Below are 25,755 nucleotides of genomic sequence, written 5' to 3' on the forward strand. Positions count from 1 at the left end.
TTATTTCTGCCCATTTGCTAAGATGGGATCAGATAAGGCTATTCTATAATTCATGAAAGAAGGAGCCCGTCCGTGAAAATCGACCGTTTGCTCTCCATTGTCATTCTGCTGATCAACCGACCTTTGATTCAGGCCAAGGAGCTGGCCGATATGTTCGAGGTATCCGTGAGGACCATCTACCGCGATATTGAAAGCATCAACGAAGCCGGCATTCCCGTGGTCACCTATCAGGGGGCGGGCGGCGGCATCGGCCTCATGGAAGGCTACCGCCTGGACCGCAATCTGCTGACCCAGCGGGAGCTGGCGGATATTTTTACCGGTCTGCAAAGCATCTCCTCTTACGGCGGGGGCGCCCATACCCTTCTCATGGAGAAGATCAGCAGCGTCATTCCTCCGTCGCAGACCGCCGCCTTCCGGCACAAAACCAACCAGCTGATTGTCGACTTTTCACCATGGGGTCTGCAGGGGATCATTGAAGAACGCTTGACGCTGCTCAAAAAAGCGCTGGAGGAGAATGTCCTTGTAACCTTCGAATATGTAAACGCCGGGGGTGCAAGCAGCCAGCGGACGGTGGAGCCTTACACGCTGGTGCATAAGGGGCAGGCCTGGTATCTGTACGGCTTCTGCCGCGGACGCCGGGATTTCCGGATGTTCAAGCTGCACCGCATGAAATCACTCGCCGCCGGTTCGGACAGCTTCGAGAGGCAGGAGCTTCCGCTGCATGAATTGCCCTGGGGCGACGGCTGGAAGGACATCCGCAATACCACTCGCATTCTCCTCCGGTTCCTACCTGCGGGCAGGCATCTCGCCGAGGATTACTTCGATATTGCAGAGCTGCAGCAGGACGAGCGCGGCGGATATACCGTAGCTGTCCACTATCCGGAGGACAACTGGCTGTATGGATTCCTGCTGAGCTTCGGCACCTTGATGGAAGTGCTCGAACCGGAGCATGTCCGGCACAGATTGGGGGAGCTGGCTGCCGGTGTTGCGGCGAAGTACCGGTAGAAACGGCAGAGCAGAGGATTGGCTGAACTTTTCTGCCGGCGCTGTCTTGAACCTGACCGAAGGCTGTCAAGTTAACATGGTTATACTTGATTCTGTAGGCAGGGCCAAGCGCCCTGCACATGAAGCCAAGGAGAGTGTTCATTATGGAAACAGCCGGTACACAGGCGGAGAAAACTGTATTCTGCCAAAGCTGCGGGATGCCGATGACAGGCAGCGAGCTGCTGGGAAGCGAACAGGACGGTACGAAGAATGCGGATTATTGTCTGTATTGCTATGAGAACGGAGCGTTCAAGCAGCCGGGGATTACGCTTGAGGAGATGACAGAGGATTGTACCCGGATTATGGTTCATGAGGGCATGGAAGAGGCGGCCGCCCGCCGGATTCTCGCCGATAGCCTGCCCCATCTGAAGCGCTGGAGTACCCTGAAGACCGCCGAATAAGCCGTTTATTGGCAGGCAAAACATGCAGCGCTGAAGACCTGTTCATTCCACATAAGCCAAAAGGGACTATGCCCCCATAGTACGGGGAAGCGCATAGTCCCTTCGATTAAGCTGGCCTGCTTAGGCCCGCTGCGATTTAACGGGCTGCGGCTGGGCCGCCGTCTCTTCCTTCTGTTCAGCGAAATCGGCCTGCGGCGAAGTCTTCTTGATAAAGAAGGCCAGCACGAAGGCAACAACGGTTACCCAGGTCGCCACATCAAAAGCATGGGTAATGCCGGTAATCATCGCCTCCTGCTTAAGTGTGCCCATCGCCGCCTGATCGGTCTGCGAGACCGCGCCGCTCATTACGGCGTCTGTGACTACGCTGGTGGTCTTGTTGGTCATCAGGCTGACGAACAAGGCCATCCCCAGCGCACCGGCAACGGTACGCAGTGTGTTGGCCATAGCCGTACCGTGCGAGTTAAGGCGCTGCGGCAGCTGATTCAGGCCGGCGGTCATAATCGGCATCATCAGCATCGACATTCCGAACATCCGGGCCGTGTACGTCAGGATCAGATGAGTATACGTCGTTGAATCCGTAATCTGGCTGAATTCCCATGTCGTAATGGTTGTGATCGCAAGGCCGATTACCGCCAGCCAGCGGGCGCCGACCTTGTCAAAGATCATCCCGGTAATCGGAGACATAATCCCCATGAGAATCGCGCCCGGAAGCAGCATCAGCCCGGATTCCATCGGCGTGAAGCCGCGGATGTTCTGGAGATACAGCGGCAGCAGAATCATACCGGCGTACATGGCCATCGTTACTACAATATTGATTACTGTCGTAAGGGTGTACATATTATAGCGGAAAATCCGGAACTCCAGCAGCGGATTCTCCGCCTTAAGCTCCCGCCATACGAACAGCACCAGAGCCAGTGCGCCCAGAACCAGGCAGGAAATGACCGTTGCGCTGCCCCAGCCGTCCGTACCGGCATCGCTGAAGCCGTACAGCAATCCGCCAAAGCCCAGCGTCGAGAAGATCACTCCGGTCTTATCCAGCTTCGGCGAAGATACGGTGCCGACATTCTGCATCGTCTTCATCCCCAGCAGCGTGGAGAAAATCGCCAGCGGCAATACGATAAAGAACAGCACACGCCAGGAATAGTTCTGCACGACCCAGCCCGAAAGAGTCGGGCCTACAGCCGGTGCAAAGACCATGGCCACCGCCATCAGGCCCATGGCCTTGCCCCGCTCTTCAATCGGGAAGATGCGCAGGAACACAATGTTCATCAGCGGCATGAGGATGCCCGCCCCAACGGCCTGGATCACCCGGCCGACCATAATAAATTCGAAGCCGGTCCCGATCCCGCAGACCAGCGTACCGATTGAGAACAGAACCATGGCCGTGGTAAATAATTGCCGGGTGGTGAATTTCTCGACCAGAAAGGCACTGACCGGAATCAGCACACCGTTCACCAGCATAAATCCGGTGGTCAGCCACTGCGCCGTATTGGCGAGAATATTCAGGTCCTCCATCATTTTCGGCAGCGCTACATTCATCAGCGTCTGGTTCAGCAGTGCCACAAAGGCACCGATCAGCAGCGCAGCAATAATTGGCCCTTTGCGGATCGTCCGGCTATCCGCAGCCGTATTCGCAGATATTGTACTCATAGCTTTCGTTGCTCTCTCCCTTGCTCCAAAATTTGAATCACGGCTTCATGCAGCCGTAAAAGCTCGGCAACCTCGTCCTCCGGCATCAGCTGCAGCGGCTGCAGCTGTCTTCTGACCGATTCCCGGCTGCGGTCCCTGATTTCCAGCCCCTTCTCTGTCAGCGCCAGCTTGCAGCTCCGCTTGTCGCTCTCCGAGCGCTGCCTTGTAATCAGGCCGGACTTCACCATCCTGTCCACGATGCCGCTGGCGGCACTATTGCCCAAATGCAGCAGCTCAGCCAGCTCGGATACACCAATATCGGGGCAAAGCGTAAGCTTGCGCAGCACCATCAGCTGTGTGGAGCTTACACTCAAATGCTCGGCATCCTGCCGCACCATCTGCTGAAAGACATGATTTACACGGCGGAACGAAGACATCACTTTATCAATTTGCCGCTCTTTCTCTTCCATCGTTCACCCTCGCCTGCTGTAATAAAAATTACTTCGTATGCGAATTATTTTATTATTTAATTATTTTACTATTTATTTAATTCATGGTCAATCAGTTGCTGAAAGTTTCTGAAATTACGTGAAAGTGGTGTTGTGAATTGCAGCCTGAACAAAAGAAGAACTGGAACGACAGACATAAAGCCTTGACGGCTATGCTGAACAAGCCTGCGGCTCATGCAGGTGCTGTGAACCTGTTTCTGGATCTGCACGCCCCCTTGTATGCCTCGGGCGAAGATGGTGCAGAGGAGTGGAACTTCGAGGATGAACTGCTCAAGAATATTTCCGAGGACACGATGCGGCTTTATCCTGTAAGCACACCCGGCAGCAGCAATTCCGTCGTCTGGCATCTGTGGCACAGCGCCCGGGTCGAAGATATAACGATGAATATGCTGGCCGCAGACAGCGGACAGGTGCTGCTTGTCCAGCATTTTGCCGCAAGCCTGGGGACAGAGTTTACCCATTCGGGAAACGGAATGACCGGGCCCGAGGTCGCGGATTTCAGTGAAGCGGTGGATATTCCGGCTCTGCTGGCTTACCGGAGGGCAGTCGCGGTGAGGACCCGGGAGATTATCGGCGGTTTGGCGCCGGAGGCGTTCAAGAGCAAGGTTGAGCCGGAACGGATTGCCCGCGTGGCCAAGGAAGGAGCCGTCAAGGACTCGGAGCAATGGCTGCTCGACTATTGGGCAGGCAAGACGATTGCCGGTCTGATTCTGATGCCCGCTACCCGCCATAACCTGGTGCATCTGAACAAAGCAGGACGCATCAAGCAGAAGGTTCAGAAATAAGTCCTGCTGCTGCACCACATTCATCGCGGCAAAAAAAGAGCGGGCCGGAGCCATCTCCGTAACCCGCTCTTGTCTTTGTTTAAATCCCGCTGCCCAGCACACCGGCCACCGCCGGTTTGATGGGTAGCCCCGGCTTGAGGGACGTTTCGCTGCCGCCGCCGACAGCTCCGCTGGCAATCGACATCATCAGCTTGATCCGGTTGGCCTGGTTGACGACACTGACACCGGCGTCATAGTCGATGGCCGCGATATTTGCGCCGGGGTACAGCTCCTTCAGCCCCTTAATCATTCCCCGGCCGGTAATATGGTTCGGCAGACAGGCGAACGGCTGGATGCAGACGATGTTATTCACTTCATTATCCAGCAAATCCATCATTTCTGCTGTCAGGAACCAGCCCTCCCCCATCTGGTTGCCTACGGACACGAGCCGGCTCGCCTTCTCGGCCAGACCGTAAATCGTCTCGCGCCCCTTGGCGAGGCCCGCCTTCTCCAGAGCCACCTTCACCGGCTTGCGGTATATTTCCAGATAGGAAATCAGCATCGGATTAATGTACCCGAGCGTTTTGCTCTTGCCGAATTGCTCCGCCTTGTAAATCGGGTTATAGACGCAGTAAAAGATAAAATCAAGGAAGTCCGGCATCACCGCTTCCCCGCCCTCCGCCTCGATCATCTCAATGATCCGGTTGTTGGCGTCCGGATGGAACTTGATCAGAATCTCGCCGACGATGCCGACGCGCGGCTTCTCGGCGGTCGTCACCGGCAGACGGCAGAAATCGGCGACAATCTCCCGGATCAGGCGTTTATATTCCCGGAACGAGAAGGTCGACAGGCTGGCCTTGCAGCGCTCCATCCCCCGGCGGTAGATCACTTCTGCGCTGCCCGGAATCACCTCGTATGGCCGGAAGTGATTGATCAGCCGCATCATCAGATCCCCGTAGCAGGCGGCAGCAATGAGCCTGTTGGCCAGCTTCAGATTGATCTTGAAGCCCGGCTGGGACTCCAGCCCCGATACGTTCAGCGAGATGACCGGGATCTGGCCGAGGCCGCAGTCCTTCAGCGCCTTGCGCAGTAGCGAGATGTAGTTGGTTGCCCGGCAGCCGCCGCCTGTCTGCGACATGATCACCGCTGTACGGTCAGGATCATAGCCGCCGTTCTTAAGCGCGGACAGAATCTGCCCGATGGTGACAATCGCCGGATAACAGGCATCGTTGTTGACATAGCGCAAACCTTCCTCGGTCTCCTGCGGACCGGTCGTTTCCAGTACCTTCAGCCGGTAGCCGGCGTCACGGAAGACCCGCTCGAAGAGCTCGAAATGCACCGGCGACATTTGCGGCGCCAGTATCGTGTAAGTCTCCTTCATCTCCTTGGTAAACGGTACAATCGGCTGATTCCTGTACAGCAGCTGCGGCTGCACATCGCTCTTCTCGCGTTCGCGCATGGCCGCCTGGAGGGAACGCAGGCGGATACGGGCCGCTCCCAGGTTACTGATCTCGTCGATCTTGATCAGCGTATACACCTTGTTATGGCTCTCCATGATCTCCTGCACCGCATCGCAGGTAATGGCGTCGATGCCGCAGCCGAACGAGGTAAGCTGCACCAGTTCCAGATCGTTCCGGCCTGCGGCAAGGCGGGCCGCCCGGTACATCCGCGCATGGTAGGTCCACTGGTTCACCACCGACGTATCGCCTTCGCTGCGGTCCAGATGGCAGACCGCATCCTCGGTCAGCACCGCCAGGCCCATACCGGTGATCATGTCGGCGATGCCGTGGTTGATCTCCGGATCGGCATGATAAGGATGTCCGCAGAGCAGAATGCCCTTGGTGCCGGTAGCCGTCAGGAAGTCCAGCGTTTCCTCGCCCTTGTTGCGGAGATCCCTCTTCGCCTGCTCCGCTTCGGCAAGGCCTGCCTGCACCGCTGCAGCAATCTCCTCGCGCGGAATTTCCGTGAAGCTCCTGCTTAATCCCTTAACCAGCGCGCCGATGTCATCGAAGGTCAGGAACGGACTGACCAGCGGCACCCCGTTCTCCTTCAGGCCGTCCATATTGTTGCGGATGACTTCGGGATAGGAGGCAACCACCGGGCAATTGAAATGGTTCGTCGCCGCAGTGTCCTCCTTCTTCTCATAGACAATCGCCGGGTAGAAAATGAAATCCACCCCTTGGCCGATCAGGCTCTGCACATGCCCATGGGCCATCTTCGCCGGATAGCAAATGGATTCCGAGGGAATGGTGTCCATGCCGCTCTCAAACAGCTTCTTGCTGGATTTGGGCGACAGGACAGTCCGGTAGCCCAGTGCGGTGAAGAAGGTATGCCAGAACGGATAGTTCTCGAACATGTTCATTGTCCGCGGAATGCCGACGGTACCCCGCACCGCCTGTTCCTGCGCCAAGCCTTCATAATCGAAGAACCGTTCATATTTGTATTGCATCAGGTTCGGCAGGTTGTTCTTCTGCTTCTTGCCGCCCGCGCCGCGTTCACAGCGGTTCCCGGTGACGTGGAAGCTCTTGTCGGGGAAGCGGCTGATCGTCAGTGCACAGTTGTTGGCGCACAGGCTGCAGCGTCCCGGGGATACGGAATACTGGAAGGTCTCCAGCTCATCCGGACCAAGGATCGTGCTGAAGCCGTGCTCACCCGCATTCTCCCGGGCAATCAGCGCACAGCCGTAGGCACCCATCACACCGGCGATATCCGGCCGCACCACCGTTCTGCCGGTCAGCAGCTCGAAGGCGCGCAGTACCGCTTCATTGTAGAAGGTTCCGCCCTGCACAATAATATTTCGCCCCAGATCCTCGGGATTGCGGATCTTGATGACCTTCTGCAGCGCATTCTTGATGACAGAATAGGCCAGCCCGGCCGAGAGATCGGCCAGCGATGCCCCTTCCTTCTGCACCTGCTTCACCTTGGAATTCATAAATACGGTACAGCGCGAGCCGAGGTTCACCGGCTTCGCCGATGCCAGCGCTTCCTTCGCAAAGTCTGCGATAGGCAGCTCCAGTGCAGAGGCGAAGCTCTCCAGGAACGACCCGCAGCCCGCCGAGCAGGCTTCATTCAGCATCAGGCTGTCGATGGCCCCGCCGCGGATCTTGATGCATTTCATATCCTGGCCGCCGATATCAAGGATGAAATCGACTTCCGGCATGAATTTGGAAGCCGCCTTGTAGTGGGCGACCGTCTCCACCTCGCCGCCGTCGGTCCGCAGACCCGCCTTGACCAGGCCTTCGCCGTAACCGGTCGCGTAAGCCCCCGCTATGTAGCACCCTTCAGGCAGAAGGCGGTAAATCTCTTTCAGCGCATCCGTCACGGATTGCAGCGGGTTGCCTTTATTGCTGCCGTAGAAGGTGTAGAGAATCTCATCGTCCTTGCCGGTGACGACCAGCTTCGTGGTCGTCGAGCCGGCATCGATGCCAAGGTACACCGGGCCCCGGTAGTCCGCCAGCTCAGCACGTGCAGCCGCAGCCTGGCCATGACGCGCTCTGAACGCCGCCAGGTCCTCCGGCGCGGCAAAGAGCGGCGGCAGCTCGGCGTCCTCGGCCCGGTCGGCGCTGAAATCAACGGCGGCCAGCCGGTCGATCCAGAGCGCAAGCGGCAGCGCCAGCGGGTCCTTCTGCGACAGTGCCGAGCCGATGGCCACAAAATATTGCGAGCGGTCCGGGAACAGCACCTCTTCTTCCTTCAGCCCCAGCGTCTCTGCGAACCGCTGCCGGAGTGCAGGCAGAAAGGTCAGCGGGCCGCCGAGAAAGGCGACCCGGCCGCGGATCGGCCGGCCGCAGGCCAGACCGCTGATCGTCTGGTTGACGATGCTCTGGAAGATCGAGGCGGCGACATCCTCGCGGCGCGCCCCCTCGTTGAGCAGCGGCTGTACATCGCTCTTGGCGAATACGCCGCAGCGCGAGGCAATGGGATAGATGCGCTCATGCTTCTCGGCCAGCGTGTTCAGCCCGCCCGGGTCCGTCTGGAGCAGCGCCGCCATCTGGTCGATGAACGCACCCGTGCCACCCGCGCAGGCCGTGTTCATCCGCTGCTCGATGCCGCCGCTGAGGTAGATGATTTTGGCGTCCTCTCCGCCCAGCTCAATCGCCGTATCGCAGCCCGGAATGAGCTCGCTGATCGCCTTGGTACAGGCAATTACCTCCTGAACAAAAGGAACTCCTCCAAGCTTGGACAGAGACAAGCCGGAGGAACCGCTTACAGTAAGTGCTGCCTCCCGATCCCGGAACCTGCCGCGCACATCCGACAGAAGGGAAAGGGCTGCTTTTTTTATATCGCTATAATGTCTGACATAGTCCTGATAGAGAATAGCATCTTGTTCCATAACCACTAGTTTGGCTGTAGTTGATCCGACGTCGAGTCCGATGCGCAGAATTGTCATGCCATCACCATGCCTTGCTCAAAATTTAAAGTAATATGAGGCAACTATATCATGACGACGCCGGATAGAGGCTGTTAAAAATGTAACAGACAGATGCTTTTGCTCCGCATCATACTGTCTATTTCACGATTTCTCCCAAGACAGCGTCCACATGGCCTTTAACACGGATTTTGCGCCATGCTGCGGCCAGCTTCCCCTCTTCGTCAATCAGAAAAGTGGAGCGGACGATACCCATGAATTCACGGCCGTACAATTTCTTCAGCTGCCATACGCCGAACAGCTCGCTCACGGTATGATTCTCATCGGACAGCAGCGGGAAGGGCAGACTGTGCTTGGCGGCAAACTTAACCTGCAGCTCCGGACTGTCGGGGCTAATGCCGAAGACGACCGCATCTTTGGCGGCAATCGTATCATGGGCGTCGCGGAATTCGCAGGCTTCCTGGGTACAGGCAGGGGTCATGCTTTTCGGATAAAAATAGAGCAGCACCTTACGCCCGCGGTATTCACTCAGGGTAATCTCTCCGCCTGCAGCGGCACGCAGCGTAAAATCAGGTACAGACTGCCCGATCTGAATCTGGCTCATGGTAAGTTCTCTCCTATAAAAGGTGGATTTGCGGAACAAGCTAAATTTTTTGGCGAAATATTCCGAAATTGCTTGTATTCCTAAAAGAAATTATAATGAAGAGAATGTGAAAGCGAAAGGACGAACGAAATGCCACCAAGAAAGAAACGACACGCGAAAGCCGGCAAATCGAAGAAGAAGCCGCTGCTTTGGACCTTGGCCATCATCCTCCTCCTGATTATCGGCGGGGTGGCATACTATTTTGCCGCAATTTACAATCAGCTTGACGACTTGCAGAAGAGCGGCGAGGATTCACCTTTTGCCAATATTCCAAGCGCTGCAGTACCCGCCTCCGAGCCCCCGAAATGGGAAGGCACCGAACCGGTCAACATCCTGCTGATGGGCGTCGATGCCCGGGGCGTGAAGGAAGGCGAAGTGCCGCGCTCAGATACGATGCTCGTTGCCGCGCTTGACCCCGTGAAGAAGAAGTTCTATGTATTCTCCATTCTCCGCGACACTTATGTGGATATCCCGGAGTACGGCAAGGAACGGATTAACACGGCAATTACGCACGGTCCGAATACGGCGATGCAGACGGTCAGCGACCTGCTCGGCATTCCGATTCAATATTATGTCTACACGGATTTCCAGGGCTTCATCAAGCTTGTGGATGCTGTAGGCGGTGTCGATTATGAAGTCGAAAAGGATATGGTCTACAAGACCAAGGCCGACGGTCCCGAGTATGATATTGATCTGAAGAAGGGCTTCCAGCATCTCGACGGCAACCAGGCGCTGCAATACGTGCGGTTCCGCCATGATGCTACTTCAGACTTCACCCGTACCGAACGCCAGCGCGGCTTCCTGAAGGCCGTTGCCGACAAGGTCATCAGCACAACCTCGCTGCTCAAGCTGCCGGATATCCTGTCGCAGGTAGTGCCGTTTGTTGACACCAATCTGTCGGTTAATGATATGGTCAAGCTTGCTTCCGTCGGCTATGACAGCTCGATGGGCGGCAGCGAGCAGATTCCGCCGATGAGCCTGCTGACCGAAGAGACGACCCGCGGCGGTTCCGCCGTTATCGGCTTCAAGAGCGAAGAGGCGCTGCAGGAATTTGTACAAGAAACGATGACCGAGCCTGAGCCGACGCCTTCTCCGGAAGCATCACCGGGCAGCAGTCCGTCTGCCTCGGCAGGAACCGAGTAAATAATATTCAGCCGGGCATGATGGACGGGCGAACAGCGGGATGGACCGCGGTTCGCCCGTTCCCTTGCGCCGCGGCTACTTTAGAGAGGATGATACATAATGAATCGCAGCACATCTGAGCAGTTATACCAGGAGGCCCTTCAGCATATCGTCGGCGGAGTCAACAGTCCTTCCCGCTCCTTCAAGGCCGTCGGCGGCGGAGCGCCTGTCTTCATGAAACGTGCGGCCGGCGCGAGGTTCTGGGACGAGGACGGCAATGAATACATTGATTATCTCGCAGCCTACGGGCCGATTATTACCGGACATGCCCATCCGCATATTACGGCGGCAATTACCGAGGCTGCCGGGAATGGCGTGTTGTATGGCACGCCGACACAGCTGGAGATCAAGCTGGCCAAGCTGCTGAAGGAAGCCATTCCCTCCATGGACAAGGTCCGCTTCGTCAACTCCGGCACGGAAGCCGTCATGACCACGATCCGCGTCGCCCGTGCGTATACCGGGCGCAGCAAGATCATCAAGTTCGCCGGCTGCTACCACGGCCACTCCGACCTTGTGCTCGTAGCGGCCGGCTCCGGCCCGTCCACCCTGGGCATTCCCGACAGCGCCGGCGTTCCCGGCAGCATCGCCCAGGAAGTCATTACGGTGCCGTACAATGACCTGGACGGGCTGCGCGAAGCACTGGCAACCTGGGGCGAAGATGTCGCCGCCGTCATGGTTGAGCCAATTGTCGGCAACTTCGGCATGGTGATGCCGCAGCCGGGCTTCCTGGAGGGCCTGTGCCAGCTCACGCACGACAACGGCTCCCTCGTCATCTATGACGAGGTGATCACCGCTTTCCGCTTCCACTACGGCTCTACGCAGACCTATGCCGGGCTCGACAATCACGAGGCCATCGTGCCCGACTTGACCGCCCTCGGCAAGATCATCGGCGGCGGCCTGCCCATCGGCGCCTACGGCGGCCGCAAGGAGATCATGGAGAAGGTAGCGCCGCTCGGCCCGGCTTATCAGGCGGGCACCATGGCCGGCAATCCGGCCTCCATCTCGGCGGGCATCGCCTGCCTGGAGGTGCTGCGCGGAGAAGGCGTGTACGAAGAGATGGAGCGGCTCGCCATCCGGCTGACGGAAGGGCTGCAGGCCGCAGCCGATGCCCATGGCATCCCGCTGACGATCAACCGCATCCGCGGCGCGTTCTCGACCCACTTCTGCCAGCATCCGGTGACCAACTATGATGAAGCGCAGGATACGGACGGCGAGCTGTTCGCCAGCTTCTTCCGCCACATGCTGGACCGCGGCATCAATCTGGCCCCGTCCAAATATGAGGCGTGGTTCCTGACCACGGCACATACCGATGCCGACATCGACGCCACGCTGGAGGCGGCGGAAGCCTCCTTCCGCGCCATGGCCGCGGAGAGATAAATATTCCTTGAATAGTCCGGCCCGCCGCAGTGATTGCGGCGGGCTGTTTTTTGTGGCTGATGCAGCTTTCGCTTTCTTGCCCCCAGTCTGCTGAGCATATTTTGAGATAATATTCCAAATCAGGTATGCTGGAGAGAGGATACAAGCCAAGGCGAAGGAGGATGTTCACATGTGGACAACAGTCAGAGGGGAATCCGGCGGCTACAATGATGAGGTCAAAGCGGTGGATGAACAAATCCTGCAGCTGATTATGCAGCGCAGAGAGCTTACGGCCGGCCGGCATTTTTTTCCGAAGCAGGAGATCATCGAGGAGTGGGCCGAGCATTACGGAATGGATGCGGAGCAAATCACGCATAGCTTCGGAGGAATTGTCGCCGCTTTGCCCAGAATCCGGATCAGAGAGGACAACGGTCCGTTGCAGGGCGTACTGCCTATTATGAAGATTGCGGTAGAGTCCGACGTAGAGTATGCCATTACCCATGCGATGCAGTACAGTGAATTCAGTATTGTGTCGGTGCAGTTCACTTACCTAAAGGCGAGCGAGAAAGAGGTGAGCCTAAGCCCCGCTCTGAGCCTGGTCGTAGAGGGAGGCACCGGGTATGAGGTCCAGCATTATGGCGGTCACAGCGGCGGACCCAAGGCTCAGCTGCAGTTTGCGGTATCGCCTCCGCTCCCATCCGATCTTCAGGACATTTGTTTCTCGCTGGTTCCCGGCGGACTGACGTTCATGCAGCGCTACACGGAGATTAAATTGAATCAACAGGTGGATTTCGAATAAGCAGCGGTCAGCTCGGGCGGTCAGTTCGGCCGGTTCGCTGGTTCAGCTTCCGAAGTGGATTTCCGCCAACTCATTCGGGCAAATATTATGTATACTTTAAAGTTCATCCCGTCTCACGGGTAAGGCATGGCTTGGGGGTCCTGTTCGAATTATTTGTATACAATGGCGGATACCCTCGCGGGGCAGACTATAGTCGGAGTTGTGGTCGGTTTTTCGACTACAATCGGTCCGTTTACCTCCACGGAAGCCCATTGTGGTCGGTTTTTCGACTACATTTGCTTCGTTTACCTCCACGGAAGCCCATTGTGGTCAGTTTTTCGACTACATTTGCTTCGTTTACCTTCACAGAAGCCCATTGTGGTCGGTTTTTCGACTACAATTGGTCTGTTTACTTTCACAGAAGCCCAATGTGGTCGGTTTTTCGAGTACATTGGGTCCGTATACCTTTACGGCAGCTCATTGTGGTCAGTTTTTCGCCTACATTTGCTTCGTTTACCTTCACGGAAGCCCATTGTGTTCGGTTTTTCGCCTACACTTAGGATTGTCAGCCGGTACTGTGTTGTTGTCGCCCGGCCACGCGTAAATACGCGATACAGGGTACGAACCGCGCTCCCTCTGCGAATCGAAGTTACATCTACAGCATTCAGGTACTGACGTGACGATGAGATACCGGATAACATTACAGGCCAACCATTTCAAGTACGTCTCGTACCTTTCAACGACCCACACGGAAAAGTGTGCGTAATTCACTACCAGTTCTGAGCGCGATTTCAATTTTGCGCCCGTCTCCCTGCTCGTCCTATTTACCTTATCACCGTATTCACCGTACTTGCCCTGTTTACCCTATTTGCCCTGTTCGCCCATGCAGTACTTCAAACGCAAACAACCGCCCCGGTCGATTTATGACCAGGGCGGTTTCAGTTTCATTTTGCAATAGCAGCTCCCACACATTAGTCCCTGTGCGTAATTCCTGCGTCCTTCCCCACGCAGCCGGCAGCAAGACCAATAAATACACTGTCCTATCTGCACGTATCCACGGTACTTTCAGCACGTATTCTACACTGTCCTATCGGCACGTATCCACTATCCTATCTGCACGTATCCACTGTACTATCGCCACGTATCCTACACTACACCGTCCTATCGGCACGTAACCTAAACTGCACTGTACTATCGGCACGCAACCTATTTCTTCTGGTCGTACAGGCTGCGGATGTCTACGCCCTGCGGCAGCTTGAACGGATTCTCCTCATTGATGCGGTCGTAGAACATCACGCCGTCCAGATGATCCATTTCATGCTGGATAATGATTGCCTGATAGCCTTTGAACTTCATCGTCACTTCTTTGCCGTCCTGATTGTAGCCTTTGACCTTAACCGACTCGTACCTTGGCACAAAGCCTTGCACCGGCCGGTCCACGGACAGGCAGCCTTCGCTCTCAGGCAAATAGACCATCGACAACGAATGGCTGATGATCTTGGGATTGACCCAGGCATGCTCCACAATCCGCCCCTTCTCGTCGTTGGAGAACATGACGAACATGCGCTTCAATACCCCGATCTGGTTCGCCGACAGGCCGACGCCGGAGCGCAGCTTGTATTTGGCCGACATCTCCGGGTCCTGGCTGTTCTTCAGGAACTGCATCATGCACTCCAGCGTCTCACGGTCCTCCGAAGAGAGCGGCAGCTTAACCGGCTCCGCCACGCTGCGGAGCACAGGATCGCCCTCCCGTAAAATATCATCCATGGTAATAATGTAACCTGCTTTATACTTTGCTTCTGACAACTGCTTTCATCCACCTTTGCCATACAGGCGCGTATTCACTTGCCCTGGAACGGTTAGTCCGCAAACCGCCCGGCAAGATCGTTCACTACTACTTCATTTCTATGCAGCTTTACGGATTGATGAACGCCGTCCGCAGCTTGCTGCTGTAATTCACGTCGAACCCGAGACCGGTTGCCAGGGCAGCCAGCGGCAGATAAGTCTTATCCTCTTTGCCCACCTTCTGCAGGAAAGCCGGCGTATCGAGCGCCACATCGGCACCGTTCACCTTCATCGTCTTGGCACCGATAGTAATAACGACGGTCCGGCCTCCGTATACAACGGTGGCGCTGGCGGTCCTATTGTCCCATTTGCCGGTAGCCCCCATGGCGTTCAGAATATCCCGGAGGGCGAGGAAATTCTGGCCGTTCCTGAGGATTGGCTTGTTCGGTGTATTCAGTTCTATGCCCTTCACCACAATCGACATTGGCGCGGAGGCAGATGCGAGTGCCGCTGCGGAAGGCTTCTTGTATTCACCCCAGAGCATTTCGGAGAATACCCGGGCTATCATCTCATACCCCTGCTGGGTCGGGTGGAAATCTGGTGTGCCCGCCGTAAAGATATGAGTCAGGTACATTTCGTTGCCGGCAAACGCCTCAGCCACCGGAGCGAGCATTACCGGAGCATCCGGCCGGTTCACTCCCGCCACCAGATCTTCGGCAACCTCGGTAAAATCAGCGGCAGCCTCCATCAGCTTCGGATAAACCTCTTTGGCTGCAATCTTCGGCGCCGGCTGATACTGATCAGCGAGAAGAATGGTGGCCTGCGGATTCACAGCACGGATATTATCCAGCGCCGCTTTCACATTAACGGTATAATCCGCCAGACGCTGCGTCAGCTGCGCCTGGAAATCGGCCTCCGCCAGTTCTCTGGCATGCAGGAACAGACTGCTCACATCATTGCCGCCTATGGTTATTGTAATCAGATCGGCTTCCGCAAGCTCCGTCTTCACCTGCGGGACCGCCGCTGCGAACGCAGCGATGCGCGGATCGGGCAAGCCGGCCTGAATAGACTCCGCCGTCGCTGCAACCCCTTCCTTAATCGCTCCGGTGTAATGAAGCAGGCCCTCCGAGGTTAGACCGAGTATGCCATAATTGCTGACTGCGCTTCTCCCATGATACCAGCCTTGCTCCAGAAGTCTCTCGGCATACCCGTAAGGCTTCACAGTCACATCCGTCATCCCCGGCTCATATCCGGCCGTAATCGAATCTCCCAGCGCTACGATGCGAAAGACGTCCTGCTCCGCCGCCGCAGCGGCTCCGGCAGTACCGCCTCCCGCTCCGGCCAATAATCCTGCCAGCAGCATGCTGCTGACACCGGCCTTGATCATTTTGTTCCAACCGCTCTGCATCGTACCCCTCCCAAAAAAGTGATACTTCCATTCTATCATCCGCCCGGCCCGCGCAAAAGAGCGGCTTCCCGCCCTGCGGGAAACCGCCCTTCAGCCTTACAGCATATCTGCCTGACCTTCCGGACAGAAGCTCTCCGGTTACTGCCTGTCTTCCGGCTCCGCCTTGCTGCCTTTCCCGGTGGCCCGTTCCAGATATTTATCGTAACGGTCATCGAGTTCAGCCGCGATCTTGCGGTAGCGCAGTGTCTCTTCCACAATCGGGTCAAGCGTAGTCTGAATCCGGATCTCGTATGGCGCAGACATCTGGCGGCGCTCCTTCGCCTTGCGGTCCTCCTGCTCCATCGCTCCATCCTCCAGGAGTTCGCTCAGCTTGCGCTCCAGATCCTCCCGTTCACTCATCGGCCATGGCCCTCCTTAAGACTCAAATCCCGTGCCCTTCGCTTCGCCAAGCGAAGTCACCAGAAAATCATGAATGCCGCCGTTGCTCGCCACTACATGCCGGGTGCCGATATCATACGGCTTGCCCAGCGTGTCCGTAACCCGGCCACCGGATTCCTGCACGAGCAGTACACCTGCTGCACAGTCCCATGGACTGAGCCCGACCTCCCAATAGCCGTCAACGCGGCCGATGGCTACATAAGCCAGATGCAGGGCGGCAGAGCCGCCGGCACGGATACCGCGGACCTGCGGGAGAATCTGCTGCAGACCCGCCATGTTCGCCGGCTGGGCGAACACGCGGTCCGGCGGAAAGCCCATGGCGATCAGGCTGCTGCCCGGCTCCCGCTCCGCAGATACGGCTGCGGGAATGCCGTGCATATAGGCTCCTTTGCCCTTCTCCGCAACGAACATCTCATCGCGGATCGGATCATAGATCACGCCGACGGTCAGTTCTCCACTCGCGACCAGCGCAATGGATACGCAATAGAACGGAAAACCGTGCACGAAATTGGTCGTGCCGTCAATCGGATCGACAATCCATAGATAGTCATGCTTCCGGGCTTCTTCCAGGGCAAAAGCAACATTGTCTGCCCCCGGCTCGACGCCCTCTTCCCCCAGGATAGCATGGTCGGGATAATGGGTCAGGATCAGCCGGCGGATCATCTGCTCCACGCCTTTATCGACTTCCGTGACCAGATCCTGGGCCGACGTCTTGCTGCCCAACTCCTTCACCTGGCCTTGTCTGCTCTTGATCCATTCCCCCGCCTTGGCCGCCGCATTGATCGCCACAGCGGTGTAGCCCTTGCTCGTCACCACATAGGGCTCCCGTTCCTTCCGGTTCTCAGGATTTACAGAATTCATCTCTTCACTCCGCTTTCCTCAAGCATATATGCCTCTGTTGAACAACTGCTGCCATAAGTTTCATTCAACGTACCTTATTTTGCAGCGCTTATCAAGTCGGAACTTGGCCCGTATTCGGCCTCTATCTCCACGTTTCGCGCAGATTATGGTTCAATATTGATGCTGGCCCCGTCTAACACCGTTATTCCCTTGCTGCTCTGCGCCGTTTCTTTCAGAACCTCCATCAGCTCAAACAGGGCGCCATCCTTGGCCTTGGCCTCGATCATCACATCCACCGCCGGCGTATCGGCCGCAATGCGTCTTAGAAAAGCCAGCAGAGGCGCCGGCTCTACGCCGTCGGCATGGCTGCGCGGATCGGAGGGGCTGCGCGGACTGGACACATGGATCTTCGGCGGCAGCTGCTCACCGGGTGCAAGATCCGCCCTCGCCAGGCTGCTCTCCCAGGTCCGGAGAATGTCCGGCCATAGCTCCCAGGGAAGCTCCCCTTCATTGTTAACCCATTGATGATGGATATCGAGCACCATCGGCACTCCCAGTTCACGGCATACGGCCAGCGTCTCCACCGCGTTGAACGTCTTATCGTCGTTCTCCAGCGTCATGCGTTCCTGCAATGAAGCCGGCAGCCCGGCAAAATGCTTCCGGAACCTGTCTGCCGCCGCAGGCTTGTCCCCGTAAGCTCCGCCAATATGAATGTTGTTCTTGGCGGTTGCGGGGAGCCCCAAAGCTGCCAGCATGTCCGTATGATGCTGCAGGTCGCGTACGGAGCTGGCCAGCACCTCCGGCCGCGGTGTACTGAGCACCGTGAAATGATCGGGATGGAAGGATACCCGCATTCGATGTTTTCGTATGAAGCCGCCCACCTCGGCAAAATCCGCCGCCAGTGCCGCAAACGGATTCCAGTCCGCCAAGTCCGGATGGGTTGCCAGCGGAATCAGCTTGGAGGTCAGGCGGTACACCCTAATATCGGAAGCGGCATTATGCCGCAGCAGACGCAGTGTATTGTGCAGATTCTGCTTCGCAATGCTCTCCAGCTTACGTATTCCGGCTTCGCGGTCGTCCAGCTTGCTGAAGCTCGCCATCGTCATCGTCTTGGACGGCGAGCAGTCTTTGATGACAGTCGACATCGCAACATAGCCGAAGCGGACGATCATTTCTGTTCACCGAAGAACATTTCCTCGGCGAGTGCCGTCTGTACGCGGGACTCTTCTTCATTCAGCTTGCGGACCAGCTCCATCTCGACCGCGGTAACCTCATCGCCCTGAAAATTGATTTCCGCGATGGAGGCGGAGATTTTGACAATCGCCACAGCAGTATTCTGTGGCGTATAAGCAATGACCTTCTGGCCGGTAGGATATACACGGAAGCCCTGTTTGACCATCTTGGTACGTCCGTATTCCAGCAGTTCGTACAATTCCTGTTCATTCTTGAATTTGCAGACCGAGTTAAATTCCGTTTGAAATCCCATGTTTCCCTGCTCCTTTCCGGCCGGAAGCCCCGCCGCACAATGATGAGATATTATTCTTTGTCAAAAATAAGGCTCTGTCTGAACCGGTACCGCTCAAGCGCCAGCTCGACCATCCGGTCCAGCAGTACCTGATAGGAGACACCGGTCTCCCGCCACAGCAGCGGATACATACTGTAAGGGGTGAAGCCCGGCATCGTGTTCACTTCATTGATCAGGATCTTGTTGTCGGATCTGCGCAGGAAGAAGTCCGCGCGGGTGATCCCGCTGCCCTCAATCGCCCGGAAGGCGGCAATGGCCAGCTCGCGCAGGCGGTCTGCCACCTCGGGATCGACCGGTGCCGGGATCAGCATCTGCGATTTGCCGTCGATATATTTGGCTGCGTAATCATAATATTCTCCGGAAGAGACGATTTCACCCGGAACGGAGGCTTCCGGTTCCTCATTGCCAAGAACAGCCACTTCAACCTCGCGGGCATCGACGAATTCTTCCACAATGACCTTGGTGTCGTAGCGGAAAGCATACTCTACAGCCTTGATCAGGCTTTCCTTGTCGTTCGCCTTGGAAATGCCGACACTGGAGCCGAGATTGGCCGGTTTCACAAATACAGGGTAACCCAGCTTATCCTCAATGCCAAAGATCAGCTCATGGCTCTTGCGCTTCCAGGCAGAGGCGCTGAAATAGCAGTAGCCGCATTGCTCCAGTCCGGCTTCGGCGAACAGCTTCTTCATCACAACCTTATCCATACCCGCTGCCGAAGCCAGCACACCGGCCCCGATGTAAGGAATGTTCGCCATCTCGAACAAGCCCTGAATCGTGCCATCCTCGCCGTTGGTGCCGTGAAGCAGCGGAAACATCACGTCAATGCTCCGGTCCGCGCCGGACAGTCCGGCAAATACCGCATTCAGTGCCGCACCCGTATCGCCGGAGGCACCAGAGAGCTTAAGCTGTTCAATATTGCTGTAGGGCGCCTGAAGCGCTGCGCCGGTCTGCCACAATCCCTCACGGGATATATAAAAAGGAATAATCTCATATTTGGTGTAATCAAATGCATTCATCACCGCAAAGGCGGTCTGCAGCGAAATCTCATGCTCTCCCGATTTGCCGCCGTATACCAATCCCACGGTACATTTTGCGTTCCCCATGCCTTAACCTCTTTCCGAATTATAAGTAGTCATTGATATGAAAAAAACGGTAGGCCGTCTTGTCGGTCCAGGCATAGGAATCCCGGTAATCCCAAAAGCGGTGCCGGCTGCTGACCGTCCGGGCGTTCACCAGCGGCAAGCCCTCTGCATCGAAGGCGGTCACAATCGTCGAATGCTGATAATGGCCGTTGCCGTCCCAATCGTACTGGATTACATCACCGAGCATTAATTGCTCCGGCCGATCCACGGCTTCGGCACGCAGCCCGCTTGGACGTACCGCGCTCAAATAGCGCTGCAGGCTGTCGGAGACAGCCCAGCTGTAGCTCCACCATTCCTGGGCTCCGTTATAACCTTTGTACCACCAGCCCGTTTCTCTTTTACCAGTATAGTGGATCGGCGCTCCCCCTGCAAAGAGGCATTGGGAGACATAGTTGGTGCAGTCCACCTCGAAAATTTCAAACTCCGGATTCCCGTCCTTCCACCAGCGGTCGGCATAGGCTGCCGCCTCTTCCCGGCGGTAGCGTACCTCTCTGGCTCCGGCGCTTCCCCCGCGCAGAACCTTACGGTTCAGGAGCGGCTGCGAAGGCTGCGGCTCGGCCAGCGGCTCTCCCCACTTGGAGAAGCGCAGCGCGGGCTCCGCCTGCAGGGGCCGGCGCAGTGAATTGCGCTCAGGAACGCTCCGTTCCACTGTTGCGATCTCCCAGCCCGCTTGCCCGCGCACGAAGGTCAGCCGCTCCGAATCAATCACATCCTCGCGCTGGGAGATTCCGCCTTTCTCATAATACAAGGCGCTGTGCAGCGCCACATCGGCCACGACCTCGTAAGGATTCTGCCGCACCGTCCGTACCGTCCGTACTCCCGTCTCCCCGCGCAGCGGCGTTATTCCCCTCCGGCTGTACCATTCGGCCAAGCGGCGGGAACGTTCGCCCTGCGCCACGAGGAAGCGGGGGTCCTTAACGGAAGAGTGGCGCGGCTCCGTACCCGGGGCAACCCGCCCTTTATTCACCTGATCCACATACGCATAGAGACTTTGCTTCCATTCCTGCTCCACTTGATTTCCCGCCCTTCTTTCCTGTTTGGCTGCTGTCCTATGTATATGAAGCAAATTCCGCAGCTATACGGCATCCGCCCGATTCGCAAGGGCTGGCGGCAGGCTTTCACCGGCGGTGCCGGTCAGGTAAATATGGGTCTAGTGACAGCAAAAAAACCTTTACTCCCCTTCTTGTAACCGTTATACTTAAATTATTCGAAATATTGAAATGAAGTTTCACCAGATGAAACAAGGAGGCGCATATATGCCAAGCAAAGATCTTTATTCGCTGACCCGCAGTCTGGAGTCCGGCGGCAAGACTTACCGCTACTATCATCTCGATGCTTTGGAAGAGCAGGGAATTGGAACGATCTCCTCTCTGCCTTTTTCAATTAAGGTACTGCTTGAGGCGGCGGTCCGCCAATACGACGGCCGGGCGATTACGGAAGAGCATATCAAGCAGATCGCCGGCTGGGCCGGCGGCATTGACCGCAATAAGGAAATCCCTTTTATTCCTGCACGGATTGTCCTGCAGGATTTCACCGGCGTTCCCGTGGTTGTCGATCTGGCCGCCATGCGCGATACGGTCAAGAAGGCCGGCGGCGATCCCAAGAAGATCAACCCGCTGGTTCCCGTAGACCTCGTTATCGACCACTCCGTCATGGTTGATGCCTTCGGCACAGCCGAGGCGCTTGAATATAATATGAACGTGGAATTTGAACGGAACGAAGAGCGTTACCGCTTCCTGCGCTGGGCGCAGACCGCGTTCAACAACTTCCGCGCCGTACCTCCGGCGACCGGAATTGTTCACCAGGTTAACCTGGAATACCTCGCTTCGGTAGCAGCGACCAAGACTACAGACGGCGAGACCTATGTTTATCCGGATTCTCTCGTCGGAACCGATTCCCACACCACGATGATCAACGGCCTTGGCGTAGTAGGCTGGGGCGTGGGCGGCATTGAAGCGGAGGCTGGCATGCTCGGACAGCCGCTCTATTTTGTAACACCGGATGTGGTCGGCTTCAAGCTCACCGGCAGCCTGATCGAAGGCGCTACAGCCACCGATTTGGCCTTGACCGTTACCCAGATGCTGCGCAAGAAGGGCGTTGTCGGCAAATTCGTCGAATTCTACGGCCCGGGACTGGCCAACATCAGCCTGGCGGACCGCGCCACAGTCGCCAATATGGCGCCGGAGTATGGCGCAACCATCGGCTTCTTCCCGGTAGATGAGGAGACCCTGGCTTACCTCCGCAGTACCGGCCGTCCGGATGAGCTCGTTCAGCTGGTCGGCGACTACTATAAGGCTCAGGGAATGTTCCGCACCGCAGACACGCCTGATCCGGTATTCAGCGATACCATCGAGCTGGATCTGGCTTCGGTCGTACCGAGCCTTGCCGGACCGAAGCGTCCGCAGGACCGTGTCGAGCTGACTCAAATGAAAGAGAACTTCACAGGCATTATCCGCACACCTGTTGCCCAAGGCGGCTATGGCCTCAGCGACGAGAAGATTGCGGAGAAGGTCGAAGTCAGCCACAAGGATGGCACCAAGAGCACCCTCAGCACCGGCGCCGTCGTCATAGCGGCCATTACAAGCTGTACCAACACCTCCAACCCAAGCGTGATGCTGGGAGCCGGCCTGCTCGCCAAGAAAGCCGTCGAACGCGGCTTGACGAAGCCGGGTTATGTCAAGAGCAGTCTTACACCAGGCTCGCTGGTGGTTACCGAATATTTGGAGAAGGCGGACCTCCTGAAGCCGCTGGAACAGCTCGGCTTCTATCTGGCAGGCTACGGCTGCGCCACCTGTATCGGCAACTCCGGCCCGCTGCCGGATGAAGTCAGCCAGGCAATTGCGGACAATGACATGACAGTTGCTGCCGTTATCTCCGGCAACCGGAATTTTGAAGGCCGCGTGCATGCCCAGGTCAAAGCCAACTACCTGGCTTCGCCGCCGCTCGTGGTGGCCTACGCTCTGGCCGGCACAGTGAATATCGACCTGCAAACCGAGCCGCTCGGATACGATCCGCAAGGCGAGCCGGTCTTCCTGAAAGACATCTGGCCGACCTCTGCGGAAATCCGCGAAGCCATCGGACTCTCACTGAGCCCGGATATGTTCCGCCGCAAATACGAAAATGTCTTTACGGCGAACGAACGCTGGAACGCGATTCCGGTGCCGGAAGGCGAGCTGTATGAGTGGGATGAGGCTTCGACCTACATCCAGAACCCGCCGTTCTTCGAGAACCTGGGAGATGGCGTAGGCGATATCCAGAACATCGCCAATGCCCGCGTGCTCGCACTGCTCGGTGATTCGGTCACAACAGACCATATCTCCCCGGCCGGCAATATTGCTACCGCCGGTCCTGCAGGTGAATATCTGCGCAGTCATGGCGTGGAACGTGCCGACTTCAATTCCTACGGCTCGCGCCGCGGCAACCACGAAGTGATGATGCGCGGCACCTTCGCCAACATCCGCATCCGTAACGCGGTCGCTCCAGGCACCGAAGGCGGGGTTACCACCTTCCTGCCAAGCGATGAAGTCATGTCGATCTACGATGCCTCGATGCTGTACCAGCAAGCCGGTCAGAATCTGGTCGTGATCGCCGGCAAGGAATACGGCACCGGCAGCTCACGCGACTGGGCCGCCAAGGGTACACTTCTGCTTGGCGTCAAGGCGGTCATCGCCGAGAGCTTCGAGCGGATTCACCGCAGCAACCTGGTCGGCATGGGCGTACTGCCGCTGCAGTTCCAGGAAGGCTACGGCTGGAGCAGCTTGGGCCTGAACGGCCGCGAGACCTTCAACATCACTGGACTGGACAATGCAGTGCTGCCCGGCCAGGAGCTGACGGTAACCGCCACCCGTGAGGACGGCACCCAATTTGAATTCCCGGTCATTGCCCGTCTGGACAGCACCGTGGATATCGATTACTACCGCAACGGCGGTATTCTGCAGACCGTGCTGCGCCAGATGCTGGCGGACGCTTCAACTGCAGAATCGGCCCTGCCGGTCGAGTAATGCTTCTGTAATCAACTTATGACAACAACAGCCCCGGTTACTCCTCTGGAGGAGGTGACCGGGGCTGTTGTATTTTACTAAAGCTGCAGGAGTAGAATTACACTTTGATCCGCTCCGAATTCAGGATTCGTTTATAGACAAGGGCAATAATCTGGGAGCGGTCCGTCACATTCATTTTGGTAAAGATACGGCTCAGATGATTCTTGACCGTGTGCTCACTGATGAACAGGGCGCCGGCAATTTCTTTGTTCGTTTTGCCCTGAACAATCAGCTCCAGCACTTCTTCCTCACGGGGAGAAATTCCCCATTCCTCCTTCGGTGATTTCAGCGCAGCACTGCCGATCAGCCCGGCCGTGGTGTTCGCTCTGCGTTCCGGCTGGCTCTCTGCCCTCTGCTGCACCAATGCACCGAAAGCCGCTCGCGGCTCCGCACCGATCCCGTCTACGGCGTCCGCATCCAGACAGAACCTGGAGACCTCAACCAGATAGCCCCGTAATCCCCGAATAAATATCTCCTGATCCGCGTTCCCTCCGATATGCGCCAGTACAAGCGCCAACGCTTGTGCCTGATGTGACAAAGCCGGTTTGGCATCCGACCCGTCATTGGCGCAGAGACGGTCGATCTGCTTAAGCAATGCGCTCTCATCCTTATAGAATCCCAGTGTGTCCAGATAGCTGGTCCGGTAAGGAGCCAGCAAAGCAGCCTGTCTGAGTATTCCCGCCTGCTCACCCGAGTACCCCAGATAGCGCGCAAAATCAAAAGCCAGGCCGGAAGCATCCAGTGCCACCTGCTGCAGCTCGGCGTTCACGCTGCGCAGACATTCCTGCAGCACGGTCAGAATCGCCGCCGACTGCCGGTTATATTCCTGCTTCTTCTCCAGGAGCAGCAATACCGGGCCGGCCATTGCGGCAAGAGCCTCCAGACAGGTCCGCCATTCCTCCGCTTCCTCCGGCTGCCTGAAGCCAACGACCAGCACGCCTTTAAATACCCCTTCGGCAATCAGAGGGCATTCCAGCAGCAGGCTTCCCGACGCCCTGTTTAGAATCGCCGAGGACAGAAACGCCTCCGGTGAATAGCGTGCTTCGAGATCGCTGGTGTACAGCTGCTGCAGGCCTGGGGCCCACCCCCGGGAGTAATACCGGTCCGCAGGCGGTTGGCCGGCCAAATAGACCAGAGCCGAAGTCTCGCGGCATGGGAGCCCTACGACCAGGTCCAGCAGCAGACCGCCCAGACGCTGTGCCGTCGACGCCAGCGGAAGCAGCCTCGCCGCCTCCCCCAGCGCGCGCAGACCCTGTCTGCACTCTTCCTCCCTGCGGATTCTCCCCTCGCCCGTAGCCGGATTGCCGGGCAGCAGCCTGCCGATAATTCTTGCCAGCACAGCTGTTTTATCGCGCAGCTCCGTCATATCCTTGGGTTCAAGCTCCTTCATCCCTGCCAGCTCGGAGCTCATCAGGGCATAATCTGGATGACTCCGGAACTTGTCCGCCAAAGCCTCAAGGGCCTGTGGCCTGGCGCCCGCTTCCATAAACAAACCGCACCAGAGCTGGTACCTCCGTCCATCGTCCGCCGAGAGCTCGGTGACCATGTACTTGAGGCCGGGAATCCATTCCCGGGTGACCGTTTGGAACGATAAGGAGCCCATCCGGAGTAACGCTGGATCGAATGGGCTGACAATACCGTGCATTTCAATAATGATCTTATACAGTCTGGAGGGGAGTGCTGGCTGTGTAATCCGGTTCCCGTCCTGATCTGTGAGCATAATCGCCTGGTCCATGACAGCACCGAATGCGTCCTGAAGCTGCTCAACTTCTCTCCTCAATGCATCTGGCAGCACAGCTTTCATAACATCACCTCTGCCCGGAATAACCGCTGTTCATCTCTATTAATAGGTAAGACTGGCAGTAGAAAATCATTCCAAAGTATAAATTGAATAATAATGCA

Annotated in this window: 20 protein-coding genes; 7 read left to right on the forward strand and 13 right to left on the reverse strand. The window is 57.1% G+C overall.

The annotated features are described in order from the left end of the window. The first annotated feature begins 72 nt into the window (after window positions 1-72). Window positions 73-1,005, forward strand: a complete 933-nt coding sequence (locus tag F1379_RS16995; protein WP_150271949.1) for a helix-turn-helix transcriptional regulator — start codon at window positions 73-75, stop codon at window positions 1,003-1,005. A 143-nt stretch (window positions 1,006-1,148) separates the two neighbouring features. Next, entirely contained in the window at window positions 1,149-1,445 is a 297-nt protein-coding gene (locus tag F1379_RS17000; RefSeq protein WP_150271951.1) for a zinc ribbon domain-containing protein, read from the forward strand. A 120-nt stretch (window positions 1,446-1,565) separates the two neighbouring features. On the opposite strand, the gene F1379_RS17005 is transcribed toward F1379_RS17000, so the two are convergent. Beyond that, window positions 1,566-3,095, reverse strand: coding sequence for a DHA2 family efflux MFS transporter permease subunit (locus F1379_RS17005; protein ID WP_150271953.1), 1,530 nt, complete (start codon window positions 3,093-3,095; stop codon window positions 1,566-1,568). Continuing rightward, entirely contained in the window at window positions 3,092-3,544 is a 453-nt protein-coding gene (locus F1379_RS17010) for a MarR family winged helix-turn-helix transcriptional regulator (protein ID WP_150271955.1), read from the reverse strand. Before F1379_RS17010 ends, F1379_RS17005 begins: the two co-directional genes overlap by 4 nt. Window positions 3,545-3,681: 137 nt before the next feature. Between F1379_RS17010 and F1379_RS17015 the strand changes: the two genes are divergently transcribed. Beyond that, window positions 3,682-4,368, forward strand: a complete 687-nt coding sequence (locus F1379_RS17015; protein WP_150271957.1) for a DinB family protein — start codon at window positions 3,682-3,684, stop codon at window positions 4,366-4,368. Between the two features lie 79 nt (window positions 4,369-4,447). Here F1379_RS17015 and F1379_RS17020 read toward each other — a convergent pair whose 3' ends face one another. Both F1379_RS17020 and bcp read right to left on the reverse strand, forming a co-directional pair. Next, a complete protein-coding gene (locus F1379_RS17020) occupies window positions 4,448-8,731 on the reverse strand; it encodes a 2-hydroxyacyl-CoA dehydratase (protein ID WP_239004715.1) in 4,284 nt (1,427 codons plus the stop codon). A 124-nt stretch (window positions 8,732-8,855) separates the two neighbouring features. Beyond that, window positions 8,856-9,320 (reverse strand): thioredoxin-dependent thiol peroxidase, encoded by a 465-nt coding sequence (bcp, locus tag F1379_RS17025; protein WP_150271961.1) that lies wholly within the window; start codon window positions 9,318-9,320, stop codon window positions 8,856-8,858. A gap of 129 nt (window positions 9,321-9,449) precedes the next feature. On the opposite strand from bcp, the gene F1379_RS17030 reads away from it, so the two are divergent. From F1379_RS17030 to F1379_RS17040, 3 genes are all read left to right on the forward strand, one after another. Then, window positions 9,450-10,502, forward strand: a complete 1,053-nt coding sequence (locus F1379_RS17030; protein WP_150271963.1) for an LCP family protein — start codon at window positions 9,450-9,452, stop codon at window positions 10,500-10,502. Between the two features lie 99 nt (window positions 10,503-10,601). Then, complete coding sequence (locus tag F1379_RS17035) at window positions 10,602-11,918, forward strand: glutamate-1-semialdehyde 2,1-aminomutase (protein ID WP_150271965.1); 1,317 nt, start codon at window positions 10,602-10,604, stop codon at window positions 11,916-11,918. 169 nt (window positions 11,919-12,087) lie between these two features. Next, entirely contained in the window at window positions 12,088-12,696 is a 609-nt protein-coding gene (locus tag F1379_RS17040) for a hypothetical protein (RefSeq protein ID WP_150271967.1), read from the forward strand. 1,185 nt (window positions 12,697-13,881) lie between these two features. On the opposite strand, the gene def is transcribed toward F1379_RS17040, so the two are convergent. The 8 genes from def to F1379_RS17080 form a co-directional block, all read right to left on the reverse strand. Next, window positions 13,882-14,442 carry a peptide deformylase gene (gene def, locus F1379_RS17045; protein WP_150272243.1) on the reverse strand — a complete coding sequence of 187 codons (561 nt, stop codon included), beginning with the start codon at window positions 14,440-14,442 and terminating at the stop codon, window positions 13,882-13,884. A 148-nt stretch (window positions 14,443-14,590) separates the two neighbouring features. Continuing rightward, complete coding sequence (locus F1379_RS17050; RefSeq protein WP_150271969.1) at window positions 14,591-15,868, reverse strand: stalk domain-containing protein; 1,278 nt, start codon at window positions 15,866-15,868, stop codon at window positions 14,591-14,593. Window positions 15,869-16,006: 138 nt separating this feature from the next. Then, window positions 16,007-16,267 carry a hypothetical protein gene (locus F1379_RS17055; protein ID WP_150271971.1) on the reverse strand — a complete coding sequence of 87 codons (261 nt, stop codon included), beginning with the start codon at window positions 16,265-16,267 and terminating at the stop codon, window positions 16,007-16,009. Window positions 16,268-16,282: 15 nt separating this feature from the next. Then, a complete protein-coding gene (locus F1379_RS17060; protein ID WP_150271973.1) occupies window positions 16,283-17,167 on the reverse strand; it encodes an inositol monophosphatase family protein in 885 nt (294 codons plus the stop codon). 143 nt (window positions 17,168-17,310) lie between these two features. After that, on the reverse strand, window positions 17,311-18,318 hold the full coding sequence (gene uvsE / locus F1379_RS17065) for a UV DNA damage repair endonuclease UvsE (RefSeq protein ID WP_150271975.1): 1,008 nt from the start codon (window positions 18,316-18,318) through the stop codon (window positions 17,311-17,313). Further along, a complete protein-coding gene (locus tag F1379_RS17070; protein ID WP_150271977.1) occupies window positions 18,315-18,632 on the reverse strand; it encodes a hypothetical protein in 318 nt (105 codons plus the stop codon). The genes uvsE and F1379_RS17070 overlap by 4 nt, the downstream gene beginning before the upstream one ends. Before the next feature lie 50 nt (window positions 18,633-18,682). Further along, entirely contained in the window at window positions 18,683-19,774 is a 1,092-nt protein-coding gene (locus tag F1379_RS17075; protein WP_150271979.1) for a D-alanine--D-alanine ligase, read from the reverse strand. Window positions 19,775-19,793: 19 nt separating this feature from the next. Further along, a complete protein-coding gene (locus tag F1379_RS17080; RefSeq protein WP_150271982.1) occupies window positions 19,794-20,825 on the reverse strand; it encodes an amidase domain-containing protein in 1,032 nt (343 codons plus the stop codon). Window positions 20,826-21,069: 244 nt separating this feature from the next. On the opposite strand from F1379_RS17080, the gene acnA reads away from it, so the two are divergent. Then, a complete protein-coding gene (gene acnA / locus F1379_RS17085) occupies window positions 21,070-23,814 on the forward strand; it encodes an aconitate hydratase AcnA (RefSeq protein WP_150271984.1) in 2,745 nt (914 codons plus the stop codon). Between the two features lie 97 nt (window positions 23,815-23,911). On the opposite strand, the gene F1379_RS30540 is transcribed toward acnA, so the two are convergent. Further along, window positions 23,912-25,657 carry a response regulator transcription factor gene (locus F1379_RS30540; protein WP_275262532.1) on the reverse strand — a complete coding sequence of 582 codons (1,746 nt, stop codon included), beginning with the start codon at window positions 25,655-25,657 and terminating at the stop codon, window positions 23,912-23,914. Between the last annotated feature and the right edge of the window lie 98 nt (window positions 25,658-25,755).

The organism is Paenibacillus tepidiphilus (assembly GCF_008635795.1).
Classification (GTDB): domain Bacteria; phylum Bacillota; class Bacilli; order Paenibacillales; family Paenibacillaceae; genus Paenibacillus_AQ; species Paenibacillus_AQ tepidiphilus.

Excerpts from the sequence above, each read along its gene's own strand:
- F1379_RS17000 (WP_150271951.1), top strand. The coding sequence starts at position 1,149 with ATGGAAACAGCCGGTACACAGGCGGAGAAAACTGTATTCTGCCAAAGC.
- F1379_RS17005 (WP_150271953.1), bottom strand. The coding sequence starts at position 3,095 with ATGAGTACAATATCTGCGAATACGGCTGCGGATAGCCGGACGATCCGC.
- F1379_RS17010 (WP_150271955.1), bottom strand. The coding sequence starts at position 3,544 with ATGGAAGAGAAAGAGCGGCAAATTGATAAAGTGATGTCTTCGTTCCGC.
- bcp (WP_150271961.1), bottom strand. The coding sequence starts at position 9,320 with ATGAGCCAGATTCAGATCGGGCAGTCTGTACCTGATTTTACGCTGCGT.
- F1379_RS17030 (WP_150271963.1), top strand. The coding sequence starts at position 9,450 with ATGCCACCAAGAAAGAAACGACACGCGAAAGCCGGCAAATCGAAGAAG.
- F1379_RS17035 (WP_150271965.1), top strand. The coding sequence starts at position 10,602 with ATGAATCGCAGCACATCTGAGCAGTTATACCAGGAGGCCCTTCAGCAT.
- F1379_RS17040 (WP_150271967.1), top strand. The coding sequence starts at position 12,088 with ATGTGGACAACAGTCAGAGGGGAATCCGGCGGCTACAATGATGAGGTC.
- def (WP_150272243.1), bottom strand. The coding sequence starts at position 14,442 with ATGGATGATATTTTACGGGAGGGCGATCCTGTGCTCCGCAGCGTGGCG.
- F1379_RS17050 (WP_150271969.1), bottom strand. The coding sequence starts at position 15,868 with ATGCAGAGCGGTTGGAACAAAATGATCAAGGCCGGTGTCAGCAGCATG.
- F1379_RS17055 (WP_150271971.1), bottom strand. The coding sequence starts at position 16,267 with ATGAGTGAACGGGAGGATCTGGAGCGCAAGCTGAGCGAACTCCTGGAG.
- F1379_RS17060 (WP_150271973.1), bottom strand. The coding sequence starts at position 17,167 with ATGAATTCTGTAAATCCTGAGAACCGGAAGGAACGGGAGCCCTATGTG.
- uvsE (WP_150271975.1), bottom strand. The coding sequence starts at position 18,318 with ATGATCGTCCGCTTCGGCTATGTTGCGATGTCGACTGTCATCAAAGAC.
- F1379_RS17070 (WP_150271977.1), bottom strand. The coding sequence starts at position 18,632 with ATGGGATTTCAAACGGAATTTAACTCGGTCTGCAAATTCAAGAATGAA.
- F1379_RS17075 (WP_150271979.1), bottom strand. The coding sequence starts at position 19,774 with ATGGGGAACGCAAAATGTACCGTGGGATTGGTATACGGCGGCAAATCG.
- acnA (WP_150271984.1), top strand. The coding sequence starts at position 21,070 with ATGCCAAGCAAAGATCTTTATTCGCTGACCCGCAGTCTGGAGTCCGGC.
- F1379_RS30540 (WP_275262532.1), bottom strand. The coding sequence starts at position 25,657 with ATGAAAGCTGTGCTGCCAGATGCATTGAGGAGAGAAGTTGAGCAGCTT.